Annotated in this window: 17 protein-coding genes; 12 read left to right on the top strand and 5 right to left on the bottom strand. The window is 60.0% G+C overall.

Annotated features, from left to right (window positions below):
• Positions 1-11 precede the first annotated feature (11 nt).
• The 3 genes from AFK65_RS10360 to AFK65_RS10370 all read right to left on the bottom strand — a co-directional run bounded on the left by AFK65_RS10360 (position 12) and on the right by AFK65_RS10370 (position 3,039).
• Positions 12-1,289 (bottom strand): MFS transporter, encoded by a 1,278-nt coding sequence (locus tag AFK65_RS10360; protein WP_053531632.1) that lies wholly within the window; start codon positions 1,287-1,289, stop codon positions 12-14.
• Positions 1,290-1,347: 58 nt separating this feature from the next.
• Positions 1,348-2,562 (bottom strand): D-mannonate dehydratase ManD, encoded by a 1,215-nt coding sequence (manD, locus tag AFK65_RS10365; RefSeq protein WP_053531633.1) that lies wholly within the window; start codon positions 2,560-2,562, stop codon positions 1,348-1,350.
• Positions 2,563-2,712: 150 nt separating this feature from the next.
• Positions 2,713-3,039, bottom strand: coding sequence for a YnfA family protein (locus AFK65_RS10370; RefSeq protein WP_004387245.1), 327 nt, complete (start codon positions 3,037-3,039; stop codon positions 2,713-2,715).
• 116 nt (positions 3,040-3,155) lie between these two features.
• Between AFK65_RS10370 and AFK65_RS10375 the strand changes: the two genes are divergently transcribed.
• Positions 3,156-3,485, top strand: coding sequence for a DUF1283 family protein (locus AFK65_RS10375; RefSeq protein WP_007697265.1), 330 nt, complete (start codon positions 3,156-3,158; stop codon positions 3,483-3,485).
• 68 nt (positions 3,486-3,553) lie between these two features.
• Positions 3,554-4,114, top strand: a complete 561-nt coding sequence (gene speG / locus AFK65_RS10380) for a spermidine N1-acetyltransferase (protein ID WP_007697263.1) — start codon at positions 3,554-3,556, stop codon at positions 4,112-4,114.
• Between the two features lie 53 nt (positions 4,115-4,167).
• Here the strand turns inward: speG and AFK65_RS10385 are convergent, their stop codons facing one another.
• Complete coding sequence (locus AFK65_RS10385; RefSeq protein ID WP_007697262.1) at positions 4,168-4,875, bottom strand: YnfC family lipoprotein; 708 nt, start codon at positions 4,873-4,875, stop codon at positions 4,168-4,170.
• A gap of 116 nt (positions 4,876-4,991) precedes the next feature.
• Between AFK65_RS10385 and AFK65_RS10390 the strand changes: the two genes are divergently transcribed.
• The 6 genes from AFK65_RS10390 to dmsD all read left to right on the top strand — a co-directional run bounded on the left by AFK65_RS10390 (position 4,992) and on the right by dmsD (position 12,545).
• The gene (locus AFK65_RS10390) at positions 4,992-5,288 is read left to right on the top strand and encodes a DUF1161 domain-containing protein (protein WP_007697260.1); all 297 of its coding nucleotides are present in this window, start codon (positions 4,992-4,994) and stop codon (positions 5,286-5,288) included.
• A 189-nt stretch (positions 5,289-5,477) separates the two neighbouring features.
• Positions 5,478-7,910, top strand: a complete 2,433-nt coding sequence (gene ynfE, locus AFK65_RS10395; protein WP_053531634.1) for a selenate/tellurate reductase subunit YnfE — start codon at positions 5,478-5,480, stop codon at positions 7,908-7,910.
• A gap of 71 nt (positions 7,911-7,981) precedes the next feature.
• Complete coding sequence (dmsA, locus tag AFK65_RS10400) at positions 7,982-10,414, top strand: dimethylsulfoxide reductase subunit A (protein ID WP_053531635.1); 2,433 nt, start codon at positions 7,982-7,984, stop codon at positions 10,412-10,414.
• 9 nt (positions 10,415-10,423) lie between these two features.
• Positions 10,424-11,041, top strand: coding sequence for a DMSO/selenate family reductase complex B subunit (locus tag AFK65_RS10405; protein ID WP_053531636.1), 618 nt, complete (start codon positions 10,424-10,426; stop codon positions 11,039-11,041).
• A 1-nt stretch (position 11,042) separates the two neighbouring features.
• Positions 11,043-11,891, top strand: coding sequence for a dimethyl sulfoxide reductase anchor subunit family protein (locus AFK65_RS10410; protein ID WP_053531637.1), 849 nt, complete (start codon positions 11,043-11,045; stop codon positions 11,889-11,891).
• A gap of 45 nt (positions 11,892-11,936) precedes the next feature.
• The gene (dmsD, locus tag AFK65_RS10415) at positions 11,937-12,545 is read left to right on the top strand and encodes a Tat proofreading chaperone DmsD (RefSeq protein WP_053531638.1); all 609 of its coding nucleotides are present in this window, start codon (positions 11,937-11,939) and stop codon (positions 12,543-12,545) included.
• Here the strand turns inward: dmsD and AFK65_RS10420 are convergent.
• Entirely contained in the window at positions 12,542-12,877 is a 336-nt protein-coding gene (locus AFK65_RS10420; protein ID WP_004387237.1) for a GlpM family protein, read from the bottom strand. The genes dmsD and AFK65_RS10420 overlap by 4 nt on opposite strands.
• Before the next feature lie 328 nt (positions 12,878-13,205).
• Between AFK65_RS10420 and osmY the strand changes: the two genes are divergently transcribed.
• The 4 genes from osmY to osmV are packed head-to-tail and all read left to right on the top strand — an operon-like array spanning position 13,206 to position 16,643.
• Positions 13,206-13,919 carry an osmoprotectant ABC transporter permease OsmY gene (osmY, locus tag AFK65_RS10425; RefSeq protein ID WP_053531639.1) on the top strand — a complete coding sequence of 238 codons (714 nt, stop codon included), beginning with the start codon at positions 13,206-13,208 and terminating at the stop codon, positions 13,917-13,919.
• Positions 13,920-13,935: 16 nt separating this feature from the next.
• Positions 13,936-14,841, top strand: a complete 906-nt coding sequence (gene osmX, locus AFK65_RS10430) for an osmoprotectant ABC transporter substrate-binding protein OsmX (protein ID WP_007697231.1) — start codon at positions 13,936-13,938, stop codon at positions 14,839-14,841.
• Positions 14,842-14,850: 9 nt separating this feature from the next.
• The gene (gene osmW, locus AFK65_RS10435) at positions 14,851-15,498 is read left to right on the top strand and encodes an osmoprotectant ABC transporter permease OsmW (protein ID WP_004387234.1); all 648 of its coding nucleotides are present in this window, start codon (positions 14,851-14,853) and stop codon (positions 15,496-15,498) included.
• Positions 15,498-16,643, top strand: a complete 1,146-nt coding sequence (gene osmV / locus AFK65_RS10440) for an osmoprotectant ABC transporter ATP-binding protein OsmV (RefSeq protein ID WP_053531640.1) — start codon at positions 15,498-15,500, stop codon at positions 16,641-16,643. The genes osmW and osmV overlap by 1 nt, the downstream gene beginning before the upstream one ends.
• The last annotated feature ends 146 nt before the right edge of the window (positions 16,644-16,789 follow it).

Consider the following 16,789-nt stretch of genomic DNA (forward strand, 5'->3'; position numbering starts at 1 on the left):
GAAACCGGGGGTCAGACAGTGACAGGCTTCGCGGCCAGATTATCCGCCGTGCGCGCCTTCACGAACGTCCAGAGGATTATCGCGCCGACGATATCCATCAGGCTCAGAATAATAAAGAACGGATTGTAACCGACGCTCTTGACCAGCCCGCCCATGATAAGCGTGCAGATAAAAATGCCCGTCCAGCCCGCCGTACCGGCGAAACCGCTGACGGTGGAGGTTTCGTTGCGCCGGAAGAGATCGGTCGCCATGGTAATCACCTGGGTGGAGAGCATCTGATGGGCGAACGCGCAGACGGAAACCAGCCCTATCGCCACATAGGCGCTCTCCACAAAGCCCACCAGCGACAGCGGCAGCATCAGCACCGCGCCCGCGCTGAACCCGATACGCCGCGCGTTAATAGTCGAGATGTTCCAGCGCTTCATCATGAAATTATTCAGAAAGCCGCCCGCCATGCCGCCGAAATCCGCCGCCAGAAACGGCAGCCAGGCGAACAGCGCGATATCTTTAAGCGGCATATGCCGCACCGTCATCAGATAGACCGGCAGCCAGAAGTTGATCGTGCCCCAGGCGGGGTCGGCCAGAAAGCGCGGCAGCGCGATGCCCCAGAAGTTACGCTGGCGCAGGATCTGCATCACGGAGGGTTTCGTGCCGCTGGCTTCCAGATGTTTTTCCTGCCCGTCTTCAATGAGCCGCGCTTCCTCAAGGCTGAGCGCGCGATGACGTGCGGGCGATTCATAGCCAAACCACCAGATTACCGCAAAGACAAGCCCGAGCGCGCCGGTTATCACGAACGCCATTTCCCAGTTGTAGGCCATGATGGCCCACACCACGAGCGGCGGCGCCAGCATAGCGCCAATCGACGTGCCGATATTCGCAACACCCCCGGCAATGCCGCGCTCTTTCGCCGGAAACCATTCGGAATTGCACTTCACGCCCGCCGGGATCGCCGAGGCTTCGCTAAGCCCCATCAGCCCGCGTAAAAAGGCCAGCCCGCCCCACGAGTGGCACGCGGCGTGGGCCATATTGGTCAGCGACCAGGCGATAATCATAATGAAAAAGCCGAGCTTTAAGCCTACCACGTCGATAAAGAACCCGCACAGAGGCTGGGCAATCGTATAGGCGAACTGAAAGGCGCTTAAGATCCAGGAATATTGTTGCTCATTAATATGCAGTTCGGTGAAAAGCGTCGGTGCAGAGACGCTGAGCGAGCTGCGCGCGAGTGCGTTTATAATCGTGCCCAGCGACACCAGGCCTATCATATACCAGCGTAAATGTTTAATTTTCATGGGTAGGGTCCGGAGGTTTTTTATTATTGTCACCGCAGCGCGCCGCGGTGATGCGGGGTTACCAGTTCCACAATGTGCCGTCTTCAAGCCGGGCCACCGGCAGGTACGCCGGATCGTAGGGGTATTTCGCCGCCAGCTTTTCATCAAATTCAATGCCCAGCCCCGGCTTCTCGCCCGGATGCATATAGCCGTTGTCAAATGTCCAGCTGTGCGGGAAGACCTCCAGCATCTGCGCTGAATAGCCCATGTATTCCTGCACGCCGAAATTGGGCACCCAGAGATCGAAATGCAGCGCGGCGGCATGGCAAATGGGCGAGAGATCCGACGGCCCGTGCGAACCGGTGCGCACCTGATACAACGCGGCGAAATCCGCAATGCGGCGCATCCCGGTAATACCGCCCGCGTGGGTCACCGTGGCGCGGATGTAGTCGATCAACTGCTCTTCGATGAGCTGTTTGCAGTCCCAGATGCTGTTAAAGACTTCACCGACCGCAACCGGCGTCACGGTGTGCTGGCGGATGAGGCGAAAACAGGCCTGGTTTTCGGCAGGTGTCGGATCTTCCATCCAGAAGAGACGGTAATCCTCAATGCTTTTACCGAAACGCGCCGCCTCGATGGGCGTCAGGCGGTGATGCATGTCGTGCAGCAGATGTTCGTTAAAGCCGAACTTCTCACGCACCGCCTCGAAGAGTTTCGGCGTGAAATCGAGATATTTTTCGGTGGACCAGAGCTGCTCTTCCGGCCACTGGCCTTTGGTGGCGGGCTCATACGCCAGCCCTTTGCCCTTGGCCATACCGTAAGTGGTTTTCATGCCCGGCACGCCGCACTGCACGCGAATCGCCTTAAAGCCCATTTCTTTGTGCCGGGCGTAGTCTTCCAGCACCTCATCGATGGTGTGGCCGGTGGTGTGGCAGTAGACCATCACGCCGTCGCGCGACGCGCCGCCCAGCAGCTGATAAAGCGGCATTCCGGCGGCTTTGGCTTTGATATCCCACAGCGCCGTGTCGATAGCGGAAATCGCCGACATCGTCACCGGCCCACGCCGCCAGTACGCGCCTTTATAGAAAAACTGCCAGATATCCTCGATACGCTGCGCGTCGCGCCCGACCAGCTGCGGGCAGAGGTGATCGCGCAGATAGCTGGCGACAGAGAGCTCGCGTCCGTTAAGCGTGGCGTCGCCAAGCCCCGTCAGGCCGTCGTCGGTGGTGATTTTAAGCGTCACGAAGTTGCGCCCCGGGCAGGTGACAAACACTTCCGCTTTACTGATCTTCATGCATCCTTCCTTTTAGAAACGGCAATGCTGTACGCATTGCGATCAACTGACTTAACTACCATACAAGTTGATTGCATGAAAAAATGCGCGACGCTTCACAAAGCGTGAAGCGCTGTCAGCGCCAAAAACGGGAAGAGATCAGGAAGAACGTCAGGCGCGGCCCCAGCCTGCGACAATAATCAACATACCGCACAGCGCGACCGCCGCCCCTGCCCAGTCATAAAGGCTCAGCCGCACGCCGTCGACGACGCGCAGCCAGATAAGCGCGGTCATCACATAGACGCCGCCGTAAGCGGCATACACCCGCCCGCTCGCCGCCGGGTGCAGCGTCAGGAGCCAGACGAACAGCATCAGCGACAGCGCCGCCGGCAGCAGTAACAGCACGCTCGCCCCTTTGCGCAGCCACAGCCACGGCAGAAAACAGCCAATAATTTCCGCAAGCGCGGTGGCAAAAAACAGCAAAGTGGTTTTAATCATATTGAGACTCTTTGAGGTAATATCGGCGTTCGCTGCCGCTGTGCGCGATTCGCGCACGATGATATAGTAAAGCGTGTCGGCTTCACGACAAGAACAGCTTCATTAAGGATATCGCCATGAATAAATTCCTTCGCCACTCACTGCTGCTGGCGTTGCTGACCGGCGCGCTGTCAGGCGTCGCCCACGCGCAAACGGATAAACTGATTATTGAGTCCGGCGATAACGCCCGCACCCGCCAGGACGCTGCGATGGATAAAGAGCAATGGAATGACACGCGTTCTTTACGCCAGAAAGTCAACAAGCGCACCGAGAAAGAGTGGGATAAAGCGGATGTCGCCTTCGACGCCAAAGACAACTGCGAGAAAAGCGCGAACCTCAACGCCTACTGGGAGCCCAACACCCTGCGTTGTCTTGACCGCCGCACCGGCCGCGTCATCAATCCGTAAGCCCTTTCGCATCACGGCTCCCGCGCCGCGGGGGCCGGCTTTTCCCGCGCATATAAAGGATGTGAACGATGTCAGACTACGTTGATGTCAAACTGCGCCCGCTGGAACGTGAAGATTTGCGCTTCGTCCATCAGCTCGACAATAACGCCAGCGTCATGCGCTACTGGTTCGAAGAGCCTTATGAAGCGTTCGTCGAACTCTCCGATCTCTACGATAAACATATTCACGATCAGAGCGAACGCCGCTTTGTGGTGGAGTGTGACGGCGATAAAGCAGGCCTGGTGGAGCTGGTGGAGATTAACCACGTACACCGCCGCGCCGAGTTTCAGATTATTATTTCACCGGAGCATCAGGGCAAAGGCCTCGCCAGCCGCGCCGCGAAACTGGCGATGGATTACGGCTTTACGGTACTGAATCTCTATAAGCTCTATCTCATCGTGGATAAAGAGAATGCCAAAGCGATCCATATTTATCGCAAGCTGGGCTTTATGGTGGAAGGCGAGCTGATCCATGAATTTTTCATTAACGGCGAGTACCGCAACACCATCCGCATGTGTATTTTCCAGCACCAGTACCTGACGCACCTTAAACCCGCCGGGACGACGCTGCTGAAACCGACCGCGCAGTAACGTATAAGCGCAGGCGTGCCTGCGCTTTTAACACGATCTCTCGTAACAGCCTGTCAGTAGTAATTGATTTCGTTCTGAATCGTGAATTTATGCAGCACGGGCGGCGTCGCGCTGGCGTCGGTGATTTCCAGCACGCAGCTTGACGGGTTGAGGTGGCGATCGTATTCGCAGCTCTGCTTTGCCGTATCGATCACTTTATCGTTAAGCTTCGTCACCGAGGTGTAATCGTGTTTTTTACGCTTATCGCTGGGGGTGGCGACGGTTAAGAGTTCGGCGTCTTTCGCTTTGCTGGTTTTGCCGAGCGGATAGCCTTCTTCATCGTAGCGGTAGCTCACGGTGACCTCCGGCGTATGCCCTTTCACCACAAATTCGCGATCGTTGGTTTCATAGACCATGCCCACCGAGGGCAGCTCGGCCAGCTGGCATTTGCCCTGCAAACGAATACGTTTTTCGCGGCTCAGCGCGTCAAGGTAGTAGTTGGCGTCCAGCACCAGCGACATGTGGCTGTTGCTCGGTTTGTCAGAATAGTTCAGCGTCTCGAAACACCCCTCTTGCGAGAGCGTACCGTTGACTTCCGTCTCCACCTCGCCGCTGTCGTTAATCAGCTTCTGGGTGAAGTTTTTTACCGGGCCGCGCAGCGGGTCGAAATTAAACTCGCTGGAGAAACTCGCCATTTCCGGGCTGAACGGCGCCAGCGCGTCCGGCTTATCACAGCCAGTGAGTGCGAGCGATACCATCATTACCGTCACGTATTTTTTCACGTCTTTATTATCCTTCTGCGGCCTCGCCAAAAGCGGCATGATATCTGAAAAGTCAGTGATATATATAACAACTGCTATGCTTACTACATCTGTTTTACGTCAATAAGGAGCCGTTAATGAAAAAACGTTACTGGGCAGGCGCCCTGCTGCTGGCCGCGACATTACCGGTCAGCGCCGCGCAAAACTCCTGTGAACGGGTCAAAGCCGATATTGAACAGCGCATCATTAATAATGGCGTACCGGAAAACGGGTTTACGTTAACTATCGTTCCTAACGACCAGGCTGACCAGCCGGATGCGCAGGTTGTCGGTCATTGCGCCAACGATACGCAAAAAATTCTCTACACCCGCACCCAGAGCGGCAACGCCGCAGGCGGCGGAACCTCGCAGGGCGCAGCCAGCGAGCCGCAATAATCAGATCAGGGGCTTCGGCCCCTTTTTTATATCCATCATTCCCTTACGCCCTGTCTATTGACCCTCGTTAACGTTTTCTACTCCATTCTGGGTAAAACTCTTCCTGCGCTAATCATTAGCGCTCTAACCGTCTGAGTGTTTTACCTCATGGTCGCCCGGTCTCTTCAGCGGCCCGCCAGGGAGCGCGTTATGTCACAATCACAAGAGGGCGTCAGCCGTCGTCATTTTCTCACCGCCACATCGCTGGGCGGCCTGGCGCTGGCGGCGGGCGGCGTCACGCTGCCTTTCGGTTTCAGCCGCATCGCCGCCGCCGTCGGCACGTCCGTTAACCCGCCTGAAGATAAAGTCGTCTGGGGCGCCTGCTCGGTAAACTGCGGCAGCCGCTGCGCGCTGCGCCTGCATGTGCGCGACGATACCGTCTGGCGCGTCGAAACCGACAATACGGGCCTCGATACGTATGGCGATCATCAGGTGCGCGCCTGCCTGCGCGGGCGATCGATCCGTCGGCGTATCAATCACCCTGACCGCCTGAACTACCCGATGAAGCGCGTCGGCAAGCGCGGCGAAGGGAAATTTGCGCGCGTCAGCTGGGACGAAGCGCTGGATACCATCACCAATAGCCTGAAGAAAACCATCGCGCGGTACGGTAATGAAGCCGTGTATATCAACTACACCTCCGGCGTCGTGGGCGGCAATATCACCCGCTCCTCGCCTTACGCCTCGCTGGTGGCGCGGCTGATGAACTGCTACGGCGGGTTTCTCAGCCATTACGGCACCTACAGCACCGCGCAAATCGCGGCTGCCATGCCCTACACCTACGGCTCCAACGAGGGCAACAGCACGTCGGATATCGTTAACAGCAAGCTGGTGGTAATGTTCGGCAACAACCCGGCGGAAACCCGCATGAGCGGCGGCGGGATCACGTATCACCTTGAACAGGCCCGCGAGCGGTCCAGGGCGCGCATGATAGTTATCGATCCGCGCTACACCGATACCGCCGCCGGGCGTGAAGATGAATGGATCCCGATCCGCCCCGGCACCGACGCCGCGCTGGTTTCCGCGCTCGCGTGGGTGATGATCGGTGAAGATTTAGTCGATCAACCCTTTCTCGATCGTTACTGCGTGGGCTATGACGAGAAAACGCTCCCGGCAGGCGCGCCCGCGAACGGCCACTACAAAGCGTATATTCTCGGCGAGGGCGAGGACGGCGTCGCCAAAACCCCCGCCTGGGCGGCGCGCATCACGGGTATCCCGCAAGAACGGATCGTAAAGCTGGCCCGTGAAATCGCGGGCGCCAGACCGGCGTATATCTGCCAGGGCTGGGGGCCGCAGCGTCAGGCCAACGGCGAGCTGACGTCGCGCGCCATCGCGATGCTGCCGATCCTCACCGGCAATGTCGGCATTCACGGCGGCAACAGCGGCGCGCGTGAATCAACGTACACCATCACCATTGAGCGTATGCCGGTACTGGAAAACCCGGTGAAAACGCAGATCTCCTGCTTCAGCTGGACCGACGCCATCGCCCGCGGCCCGCAGATGACCGCGCTCGCCGACGGCGTGCGGGGTAAAGAAAAGCTCGACGTGCCCATCAAGTTCATCTGGAATTACGCGGGCAACACCCTCATCAATCAGCATTCCGATATCAACCGCACGCATGAAATTTTGCAGGACGACACCCGGTGCGAAACCATCGTGGTGATTGAAAATTTCATGACCTCATCAGCGCGCTACGCCGACATCCTCCTGCCGGACTTAATGACCGTTGAGCAGGAGGACATCATCCCCAACGACTACGCGGGCAACATGGGCTATCTGATCTTCACCCAGCCCGCCACCTCCGCGAAATTCGAGCGCAGGCCGATTTACTGGATCATGAGCGAAGTGGCGAAGCGCCTGGGGCCGGACGTTTACCAGCGCTTTACCGAAGGGCGCACCCAGGCGCAGTGGCTGCAATACCTGTATGCGAAAATGCGCGCCCGCGATCCGCAACTGCCCGACTATGAGGCGCTCAAGCAGCAGGGCATCTACAAGCGCCAGGATCCGGCCGGGCATTACGTGGCCTATCAAGACTTTCGCGACGATCCCGACGCGCATCCGCTGAAAACCCCTTCCGGCAAAATCGAGATCTACTCCGCCGCCCTTGCCCGCATCGCGCAAACCTGGCGGCTGCGCGAGGATGAAACCATCAGCCCCCTGCCCGTTTACGCCTCCACGTTTGAAGGCTGGGATTCTCCGGCGCGTCGCGACTACCCGCTGCAACTCTTCGGCTTCCACTACAAAGCGCGCACCCACTCCACCTACGGCAACATCGACGTATTACAGGCGGCCTGCCGTCAGGAAGTCTGGATCAACCCCATCGACGCCCGCGCACGCGGCATCGAAAACGGCGATCGGGTGCGCGTGTTTAACGCCCGCGGCGAGGTGCGGCTGGAGGCGAAAGTGACGCCGCGCATCATGCCGGGCGTGAGCGCCATGGGCCAGGGCGCGTGGCACCACGCCGATATGCACGGCGACCGCGTCGATCATGGCGGCTGCGTCAATGTTCTGACGACGCAGCGCCCGTCGCCGCTCGCCAAAGGCAACCCGCAGCACACCAATCTGGTGCAGATAGCGAAAATCTGACGCGGGCTGACGCAAAAATCATAACCATCAGAAAGCACATTGAGTCTCCGTTTGGAGACAAGGAGTGAGTGATGTCAAATAACGATAGTCCTGTCGGGATCAGCCGCCGCACGCTGGTGAAATCCACCGCGCTGGGCGGTCTGGCGCTGGCGGCAGGCGGCGTCTCCCTGCCCTTCGGGTTCCGGCCTGCGGCGGCCGCGGTGGGACGCGCCATTGCGCCCGATGAGCGCGTCGTCTGGAGCGCCTGCACCGTCAACTGCGGCAGCCGCTGCCCGCTGCGTATGCATGTGGTGAATGGCGAAATCCGCTATGTCGAAACCGATAACACGGGTACCGACGACTACGACGGGCTGCACCAGGTGCGCGCCTGCCTGCGCGGGCGCTCCATGCGACGACGCGTCTACAACCCGGACCGCCTGAAATACCCGATGAAGCGCGTCGGCAAACGCGGCGAAGGCAAATTCGCGCGCATCAGCTGGGAAGAGGCGCTGGATACCATCGCCCAGGGCATGAAGCGCATCATCAGCGAATATGGCAACGAGGCGATTTATCTCAACTACGGCACCGGCACGCTGGGCGGGACGATGACCCGCTCCTGGCCGCCGGGGAAAACGCTGATTGCCCGGCTGATGAACTGCTGCGGCGGCTATCTTAATCATTACGGCGACTACTCCAGCGCGCAGATCGCAGCCGGCCTGAACTACACCTACGGCGGCTGGGCCGACGGGAACAGCCCGTCCGATATTGCAAACAGCAAGCTGGTGGTGCTGTTTGGCAATAACCCTGGCGAAACCCGCATGAGCGGCGGCGGCGTGACGTACTACCTTGAGCAGGCGCGCGCGAAATCGCAGGCGCGGATGATAGTCATCGATCCGCGCTATACCGACACCGCCGCCGGACGCGAGGATGAGTGGATCCCGATCCGTCCCGGCACCGACGCCGCGCTGGTCGCCGCGATCGCCTGGGTGTTAATCACCGAAAACTATGTCGATCAGCCGTTTCTGGATAACTACTGCGTCGGCTACGACGAGAAAACCCTGCCGCCCGGCGCGCCTGCCAATGGCCACTATAAAGCCTATATTCTCGGCGACGGGCCGGATGGCACCGCCAAAACGCCCGCCTGGGCCGCGCCCATCACCGGCATTCCCGAGGCGCGCATTATCAAACTCGCCCGCGAAATCGGCGAGGCGAAACCGGCGTTTATCGCGCAGGGCTGGGGGCCGCAACGCCATTCCAACGGCGAACTGGCCTGCCGCGCGATAGCGATGCTCCCCATCCTCACGGGGAACGTCGGCATTCCCGGCGGCAACAGCGGCGCGCGCGAAGGATCGTTCGCGCTCCCCTTCGAGCGGATGCCGACGCTTCAAAACCCGGTTGAGACCAGCATCTCGATGTTCACCTGGACCGACACCATTGAGCGTGGCCCGTCGATGACCGCCACCGCCGACGGCGTGCGCGGCAAAGAGAAACTCGACGTGCCGATTAAGATGATCTGGAACTACGCCGGTAACTGTCTTATCAACCAGCACTCGCACATTAACCGCACCCATGACATTTTGCAGGATGACAAAAAGTGCGAGCTGATTGTGGTGATCGACTGCCATATGACCGCCTCGGCGCGCTATGCCGATATCCTGCTGCCGGACTGCACCGCCTCTGAGCAGATGGATTTCGCGCTCGACGCCTCCTGCGGCAACATGGCCTACGTCATCTTTGCTGACCAGGCGATTGCGCCGCGCTTTGAGTGCCGCACTATCTATGACATTACCAGCGCCCTCGCGGCGCGCATGGGCGTCGGCGATCAATTCACCGAAGGCCGCACCCAGGAAGGCTGGCTGCGGCATCTTTACGCGCAGTCGCAACGCGCGATCCCGGAACTGCCGGATTTCGACACCTTCCTCAAGCAGGGCATTTTTAAGCTTCGCGATCCGCAGGGCCATCACGTCGCTTATCAGGCTTTCCGTGAAAACCCGGCCGCGAATCCGCTTGCCACGCCCTCCGGTAAAATCGAGATCTACTCCCCGGCGCTTGCCGATATCGCAGCAAACTGGCAGCTGCCGGAAGGCGATGTCATCCACCCTCTGCCCGTCTACAGCCCCGGTTTTGAACAGGCAAGCGATCCGCTGCGCGCGCAGTATCCGCTCCAGCTCACCGGTTTTCACTACAAATCCCGCACCCACTCGACTTACGGCAACGTGGACGTTTTACAGGCCGCGTGTCGCCAGCAGATCTGGATCAACCCGCAGGATGCGCAGGCGCGCGGCATCAACGACGGCGACCCGGTGCGGGTCTGGAACGCACGCGGCGAAGCGCGCATCGAGGCGAAAGTGACGCCGCGCATTATGCCGGGCGTCGTGGCGCTGGGCGAAGGCGCGTGGTACCAGCCTGACGCGCAGGGCATCGACCACGCCGGTTCCATTAATGTTCTGACCACGCAACGGCCGTCGCCGCTGGCGAAAGGCAATCCGTCGCACAGTAATTTGGTTCAGCTTGCCAGGGTTTAAGGAGTCCTGATGACCACACAATATGGCTTTTATATCGATTCCAGCCGCTGCACCGGGTGTAAAACCTGCGAGCTGGCGTGCAAGGATTACAAAGATCTCACCCCGGACGTCAGCTTTCGCCGCATCTATGAATACGCGGGCGGCGACTGGCAGGAGGATAACGGCGTCTGGCAGCAAAACGTCTTCGCTTACTATCTCTCGATTGCGTGCAACCATTGTGAAGATCCCGCCTGCACCAAAGTGTGCCCGAGCGGCGCGATGCACAAGCGCGAGGACGGCTTTGTGGTGGTGAATGAAGACGTCTGCATTGGCTGTCGCTACTGCCATATGGCCTGCCCGTACGGCGCGCCGCAGTACAACGCCGCCAAAGGGCATATGACTAAATGCGACGGCTGCTATGAACGCCTCGCTGAGGGCAAAAAACCGATTTGCGTCGAATCCTGCCCGCTGCGCGCGCTGGATATGGCGCCGATTGACGAACTGCGTAAAAAGTACGGCTCGCTGGCGCAGGTCGCGCCGCTGCCCGCCGCGCGCTTCACCCGCCCGAATATCGTGATTAAACCCAACGCAAACAGCCGCCCGACCGGTGACACCACCGGCAAACTGGCGAATCCGAAGGAGGTCTGAAATGGGAAGCGGATGGCATGAATGGCCGCTGGTGTTATTCACCGTGCTCGGCCAGTGCGTGGCGGGCGGGCTTATCGTCACCGGGCTGGCGTGGTTAACAGGCACAGAGGATGAACGCACGCGCATTGTGCGCGCCATGTTTTTTCTGTGGGTCTTAATGGGTATCGCGTTTATCGCCTCGGTGATGCATCTCGGCTCGCCGCTGCGCGCGTTCAATTCCCTGAACCGCCTCGGGCACTCGCCGCTCAGTAATGAAATCGCCAGCGGATCGCTCTTTTTCGCGGTCGGCGGGTTGTGGTGGCTGGTGGCGGCGCTCGGGAAAATGCCGCAGACGCTCGGGAAAATCTGGCTCAGCGTGGCGATGGCGCTCGGCGTGCTGTTTATCTTCGCGATGACCCGCGTGTATCAGATAGACACCGTGCCCACCTGGCATAACGGCTATACCACGCTCGGCTTTTTCCTGACGGCGTTTCTCGGCGGGCCGCTGCTCGGCGCGCTCCTTCTGGCCGTCGCGGGCGTCGCTGCCCCGCGGGCCTTCGCGGTGGCGTGCGTGCTCGCGCTGGCGGTAAGCCTGGCGGCGACGCTGATGCAGAGCGCGAGCCTTGCGGGCATTCACAGCTCCGTCCAACAGGCGAGCGCCCTGCTGCCGGATTACGGTTTCTGGCAGGCGTGGCGCATGGCGCTGCTGGCGCTTGGCATCGGCTGCTGGCTCTGCCCGCTGGCGCGCCGCGTTCCGCCGCGCCCGTGGGGGCTGGCGGCGGGGTTTGCGCTGGTGCTGGCAGGCGAACTTATCGGTCGCGGCCTCTTTTATGGGCTGCACATGACGGTTGGCATGGCCGTTGCGGGATAATCTCCGGGCGGCCCCGCCGCCCGGCTTTTACAGGACAGTGACGCAGTGAAAGAAAAATTAACGGATATCGCCTGTTGCGCCCGCATTCTGGGCGCGCTCTTTTATTACTCGCCGGAGGCGCCCGAGGCGCACGCTATCGTCGACGCGCTGCGCGCGCCAGGCTGGGAGCGGGAATGGCCCTGCGCGCTCGATACCGCGCGTATGGCAGGGTTCGTCATGCTGAACACCCATGACGAAACGCTGGCGCAGGCGTGGCAGCGGCTCTTTATCGGCCCGCACGCGCTGCCCGCGCCGCCGTGGGGATCGGTCTGGCTCGATCGCGAGTCGGTGCTGTTTGGCGACTCCACGCTTGCGTTACAGAGCTGGCTGCGTGACAACGCCATCGCTTTTGAAACGCCGCTAAATGAACCCGCGGATCATATCGGTCTGCTGTTGCTGCTGGCCGCCTGGCTTGCGGAACAGGGAAAAACCCGCGAGCTGGATGAACTGCTGGCCTGGCATCTGCTGCCGTTCGCGCCGCGCTTTCTGGAGGTCTTCTGCGCGCAGGCTCAGCATCCGTTTTACGAGGCGCTGGGCGAGCTGACCCGCGCGACGCTTGCCCACTGGCGCAGCGGGCTTCTCATGCCCGTGGCCCAAAAACCGCTCTACCGTTAGTGAAAGCGGCTCCAGAGCGCAATCAGCAGCCAGGCGCTCAGGCACCAGCAGGCCACCGCGCCGCCGAGCGCCAGCGGCACTTTAACCATGCCGCTTAGCACCCACAGCGAGGCCAGATAGACAAAGTAAGGAATAATGGCCCACATACCGAAAATCACCGTGGTGCGCAGCGCCTCCACGCCGCGCCCGGTGACGACGATATAGTGGGCGATCAGCGCAAACGTCGGGAAGAGCGGGATAAGCCCGGCGATGTAATAGTTTTTCGTTTTCGACAGCATCCCTATCAGCACCACGACCGCCGCGCCGAGCAGCGCTTTTATCAACAGCCCCATCGTTTTACGTTCCGTCTTCTTGTTTCGGTTTTTTCCGACCCTATCATAACTGCGCGCTATACCGGGATTTTTTCGTCACAGCCCGGTTGATTGTTACGGTGTCACTTAGCGCCCGCCCCTTTTAAGATAATTCTCTGTCACCCCCATTAAACGAGGCGGGGTAAGGGAAAATCGTTAATTGCCGGGGTAAATCATTCGCCGGGTAAAGGTAACGCAATGTGGAATCCTTCCCGCCCGGTTGCTATAGGTCAATACACCCTGCCGACACACGGCATAACAACAGGCGATCCTCATCGCCATAAAACGTGCACCAGGGAGACAACGCCTCATGCAGAAAGCCTCACTGACTTTACGCGCCATCGGGGCGCTGGCCGGGCTCGCGGTCGTCATCGGATTGCTGGTCTGGGGCATCGGCCCTCAAACCATCGCCGCCCGCCGCGAAGATCTGCTTTATCTGGGTAAACAGCACCTGATTCTGGTGTTCAGCTCTATGGCGCTGGCGCTCGCCGTCGGTATCCCGAGCGGCATTCTGTTAAGCCGCCCGGCCGCGCGCCGCTTCGCGGAATACGCGATGCAGATTTTTAATGTCGGCAATACCCTGCCGCCGCTGGCGGTACTGGCGCTGGCGATGGTCGTCGTCGGCATTGGCGATAAACCCGCTATCGTGGCGCTGTTCCTCGCCTCTCTGCTGCCGATTGTGCGTAACACCTATGCCGGGCTCTGCTCGGTGCCAGGCTCGCTGATTGAAGCGGCTAACGGTATCGGCATGACCAAAGGCCAGCGGCTGTGGCAGGTGGAGCTGCCGAACGCCTGGCCGGTGATGCTCTCGGGTATCCGCATCGCCACCGCCATTAACGTCGGCACCGCGCCGCTGGCCTTTCTTATCGGCGCCAGCAGCTTCGGCGAGCTGATTTTCCCCGGCATCTACCTGAACGATTTCCCGACGCTCATACTTGGCGCCGCCGCGACGGCGTTGTTCGCGCTGATTCTGGATATGGCGCTTGCAGCACTGGGCCGCGTGCTCAGTCCGCATACCGCCTGATGATAAGGAGCTTTCGATGACCCTGCTGAATCGCTGGCTGACCATTGCAGCCGCAGGTCTGCTGCTGGCTACAACCGCCGCTCGCGCAGCACCGCTGGTGCTCACCACCAAGAGCTTTACCGAGCAACATATTCTCTCCGCCATGACGGTGCTGTACCTGCAAAAGAAAGGCTTTCAGGTGGAGCCGCGCACCAATATCGCCACGGTGATTTCGCGCAACGCCATGATCAACAAACAGGTGGACATGACCTGGGAGTACACCGGCACCTCGCTCATTATCTTCAACCATATCAACAAGCGGATGACGCCCGAGGAAACCTATAACACGGTGAAAAAGCTCGACGCGAAGCTCGGGCTGGTGTGGCTGAAACCCGCCAGCATGAACAACACCTATGCATTCGCGATGCAGCGCAAACGCGCCGAAGAGGAGCATATTTCGACGATGTCGCAACTGGCGGAGAAAATCGAACAGGTGCGCAAAACCGACCCGGATAACAACTGGATGCTGGCGCTCGACCTGGAGTTTTACGGGCGCAGCGACGGCATGAAGCCGCTGCAACAGGCGTACAACATGCCGCTCGACCGCCCGCAGATCCGCCAGATGGACCCGGGGCTGGTCTATAACGCCATCCGCGACGGCTTTGTGGACGCAGGCCTGGTCTACGCCACCGACGGGCGCGTGAAAGGCTTCGATCTAAAAGTGCTGGAGGATGATAAGGGCTTTTTCCCGAGCTACGCCGTTACGCCGGTCGTGCGCAAGGATACGCTGGCGGCGAATCCGGGGCTTGAGGAGGCGCTGAATACGATCTCCGGCCTGATGGACAACGAGACCATCACCACGCTTAACGCGAAGGTGGATATCGATCACCAGACGCCGCAGCAGGTCGCCCGCGACTTCCTGCGCGACAAAGGTCTGCTTTAAGGAGGGATGATGGATACCATTCACTATATGATCGATAACGCCGGTTTCCTGGCGAGCCTCACGTTCCAGCACCTGTGGCTGGTGCTGCTGGCGGTGGGCTTCGCGATTGTCATCGGCGTGCCGCTCGGCATTCTGATTGTGCGCCATAAATGGCTCGCCACGCCGGTGCTGGGGCTGGCGACGCTGGTGCTGACCATTCCGTCCATCGCCCTGTTCGGGCTGATGATCCCGCTCTTCTCGCTGATAGGCCAGGGCATTGGCGCCCTGCCCGCCATCACCGCCGTGTTTCTCTATTCGCTGCTGCCGATTGTGCGTAACACCCATACCGCGCTCGACAGCCTGCCGCCGGGGCTGCGCGAAGCCGGTCGCGGTATCGGCATGACGTTCTGGCAGCGCCTGCGCTGGGTGGAAATCCCGATGGCGCTGCCGGTGATTTTCGGCGGCATCCGCACTGCCGTCGTGATGAATATCGGCGTTATGGCGATCGCCGCCGTTATCGGCGCAGGCGGCCTGGGGCTACTGCTGCTTAACGGCATCGGCGGGAGCGACATTCGTATGCTTATCGCCGGTGCGCTGATGATCTGTTTACTGGCCATTATTCTGGACTGGTTACTGCACCGCCTGCAGGTTGTGCTGACGCCGAAGGGGATCCGCTAATGATTAAACTCGAAAACCTCACCAAACAGTTTGTGCAGAAGAACGGCCAGACGTTTAACGCCGTCGATAACGTGAACCTGAACGTGCCGGAAGGCGAAATGTGCGTGCTGCTCGGCCCGTCGGGCTGCGGCAAGACCACCACGCTGAAGATGATTAACCGGCTGATAGCGCCCTCCGGCGGCAAGATTTTCATTAACGGCGAAGACACGACCGATCTCGATACCGTCACGCTGCGCCGCAATATCGGCTACGTCATCCAGCAGATTGGCCTGTTCCCGAATATGACGATTGAAGAGAACATCACCGTGGTGCCGCGGATGCTGGGCTGGGATAAAGCGCGCTGCAAGGAACGCGCGACCGAGCTGATGGCGATGGTGGCGCTGGACCCGAAACGCTTCCTGAGCCGCTACCCGAAAGAGATGTCCGGCGGCCAGCAGCAGCGTATCGGCGTTATCCGCGCGCTGGCGGCGGATCCGCCGGTGCTGCTGATGGATGAACCTTTCGGCGCGGTAGACCCGATTAACCGCGAGGTTATCCAGAATCAGTTCCTGGAAATGCAGCGCCAGCTGAAGAAAACGGTGATGCTGGTGAGCCACGATATCGACGAAGCCCTCAAGCTTGGCGACCGCATCGCGGTGTTCCGCCAGGGGAAAATCATTCAGTGCGCCAGCCCAGACGAGCTGCTCGCGAAACCGGCCAACGAGTTTGTCGGCTCTTTCGTCGGCCAGGATCGCACGCTCAAACGCCTGCTGCTGATCCAGGCGGGCGATGTGACCGATAAACAGCCGACCATCACAGTGCGCACGTCGACGCCGCTTGCAGAGGCGTTCGCGCTGATGGACGACAACGATATGCGTTCCGTGACGGTGGTGGATGAAAACGAGAAGCCGCTGGGGTTTGTAAAACGTCGCGAAGCGCGCGGCGCGACAGGCGTTTGCGCCGATATCACCCACCCGTTCCGGGTGACCGGTAAAGCGGAGGATAACCTGCGCGTGGTGTTATCGCGTCTGTACGAGCACAACACGGTCTGGATGCCGATCGTGGATGAAGACGGCCGTTACAGCGGCGAGATTTCGCAGGATTATATCGCCGATTATCTCAGTTCCGGTCGCACGCGGCGGGCGCTCAATATTCACGAGGGGTGAGTAAAACGGCGGGTGCGCTCCGCTTACCCGCCCTACATTATTCTCCTGCCGTCTGTTCCATAACGCGGGTGCGCTCCGCTTACCCGCCCTACATTATTGACCCACCGTCTGTTCCGTAGGGCGGGTAAGCGCAGCGCACCCGCCAT

This window comes from Cronobacter universalis NCTC 9529 (genome assembly GCF_001277175.1).
In the GTDB taxonomy this organism is placed as follows: Bacteria; Pseudomonadota; Gammaproteobacteria; order Enterobacterales; family Enterobacteriaceae; genus Cronobacter; species Cronobacter universalis.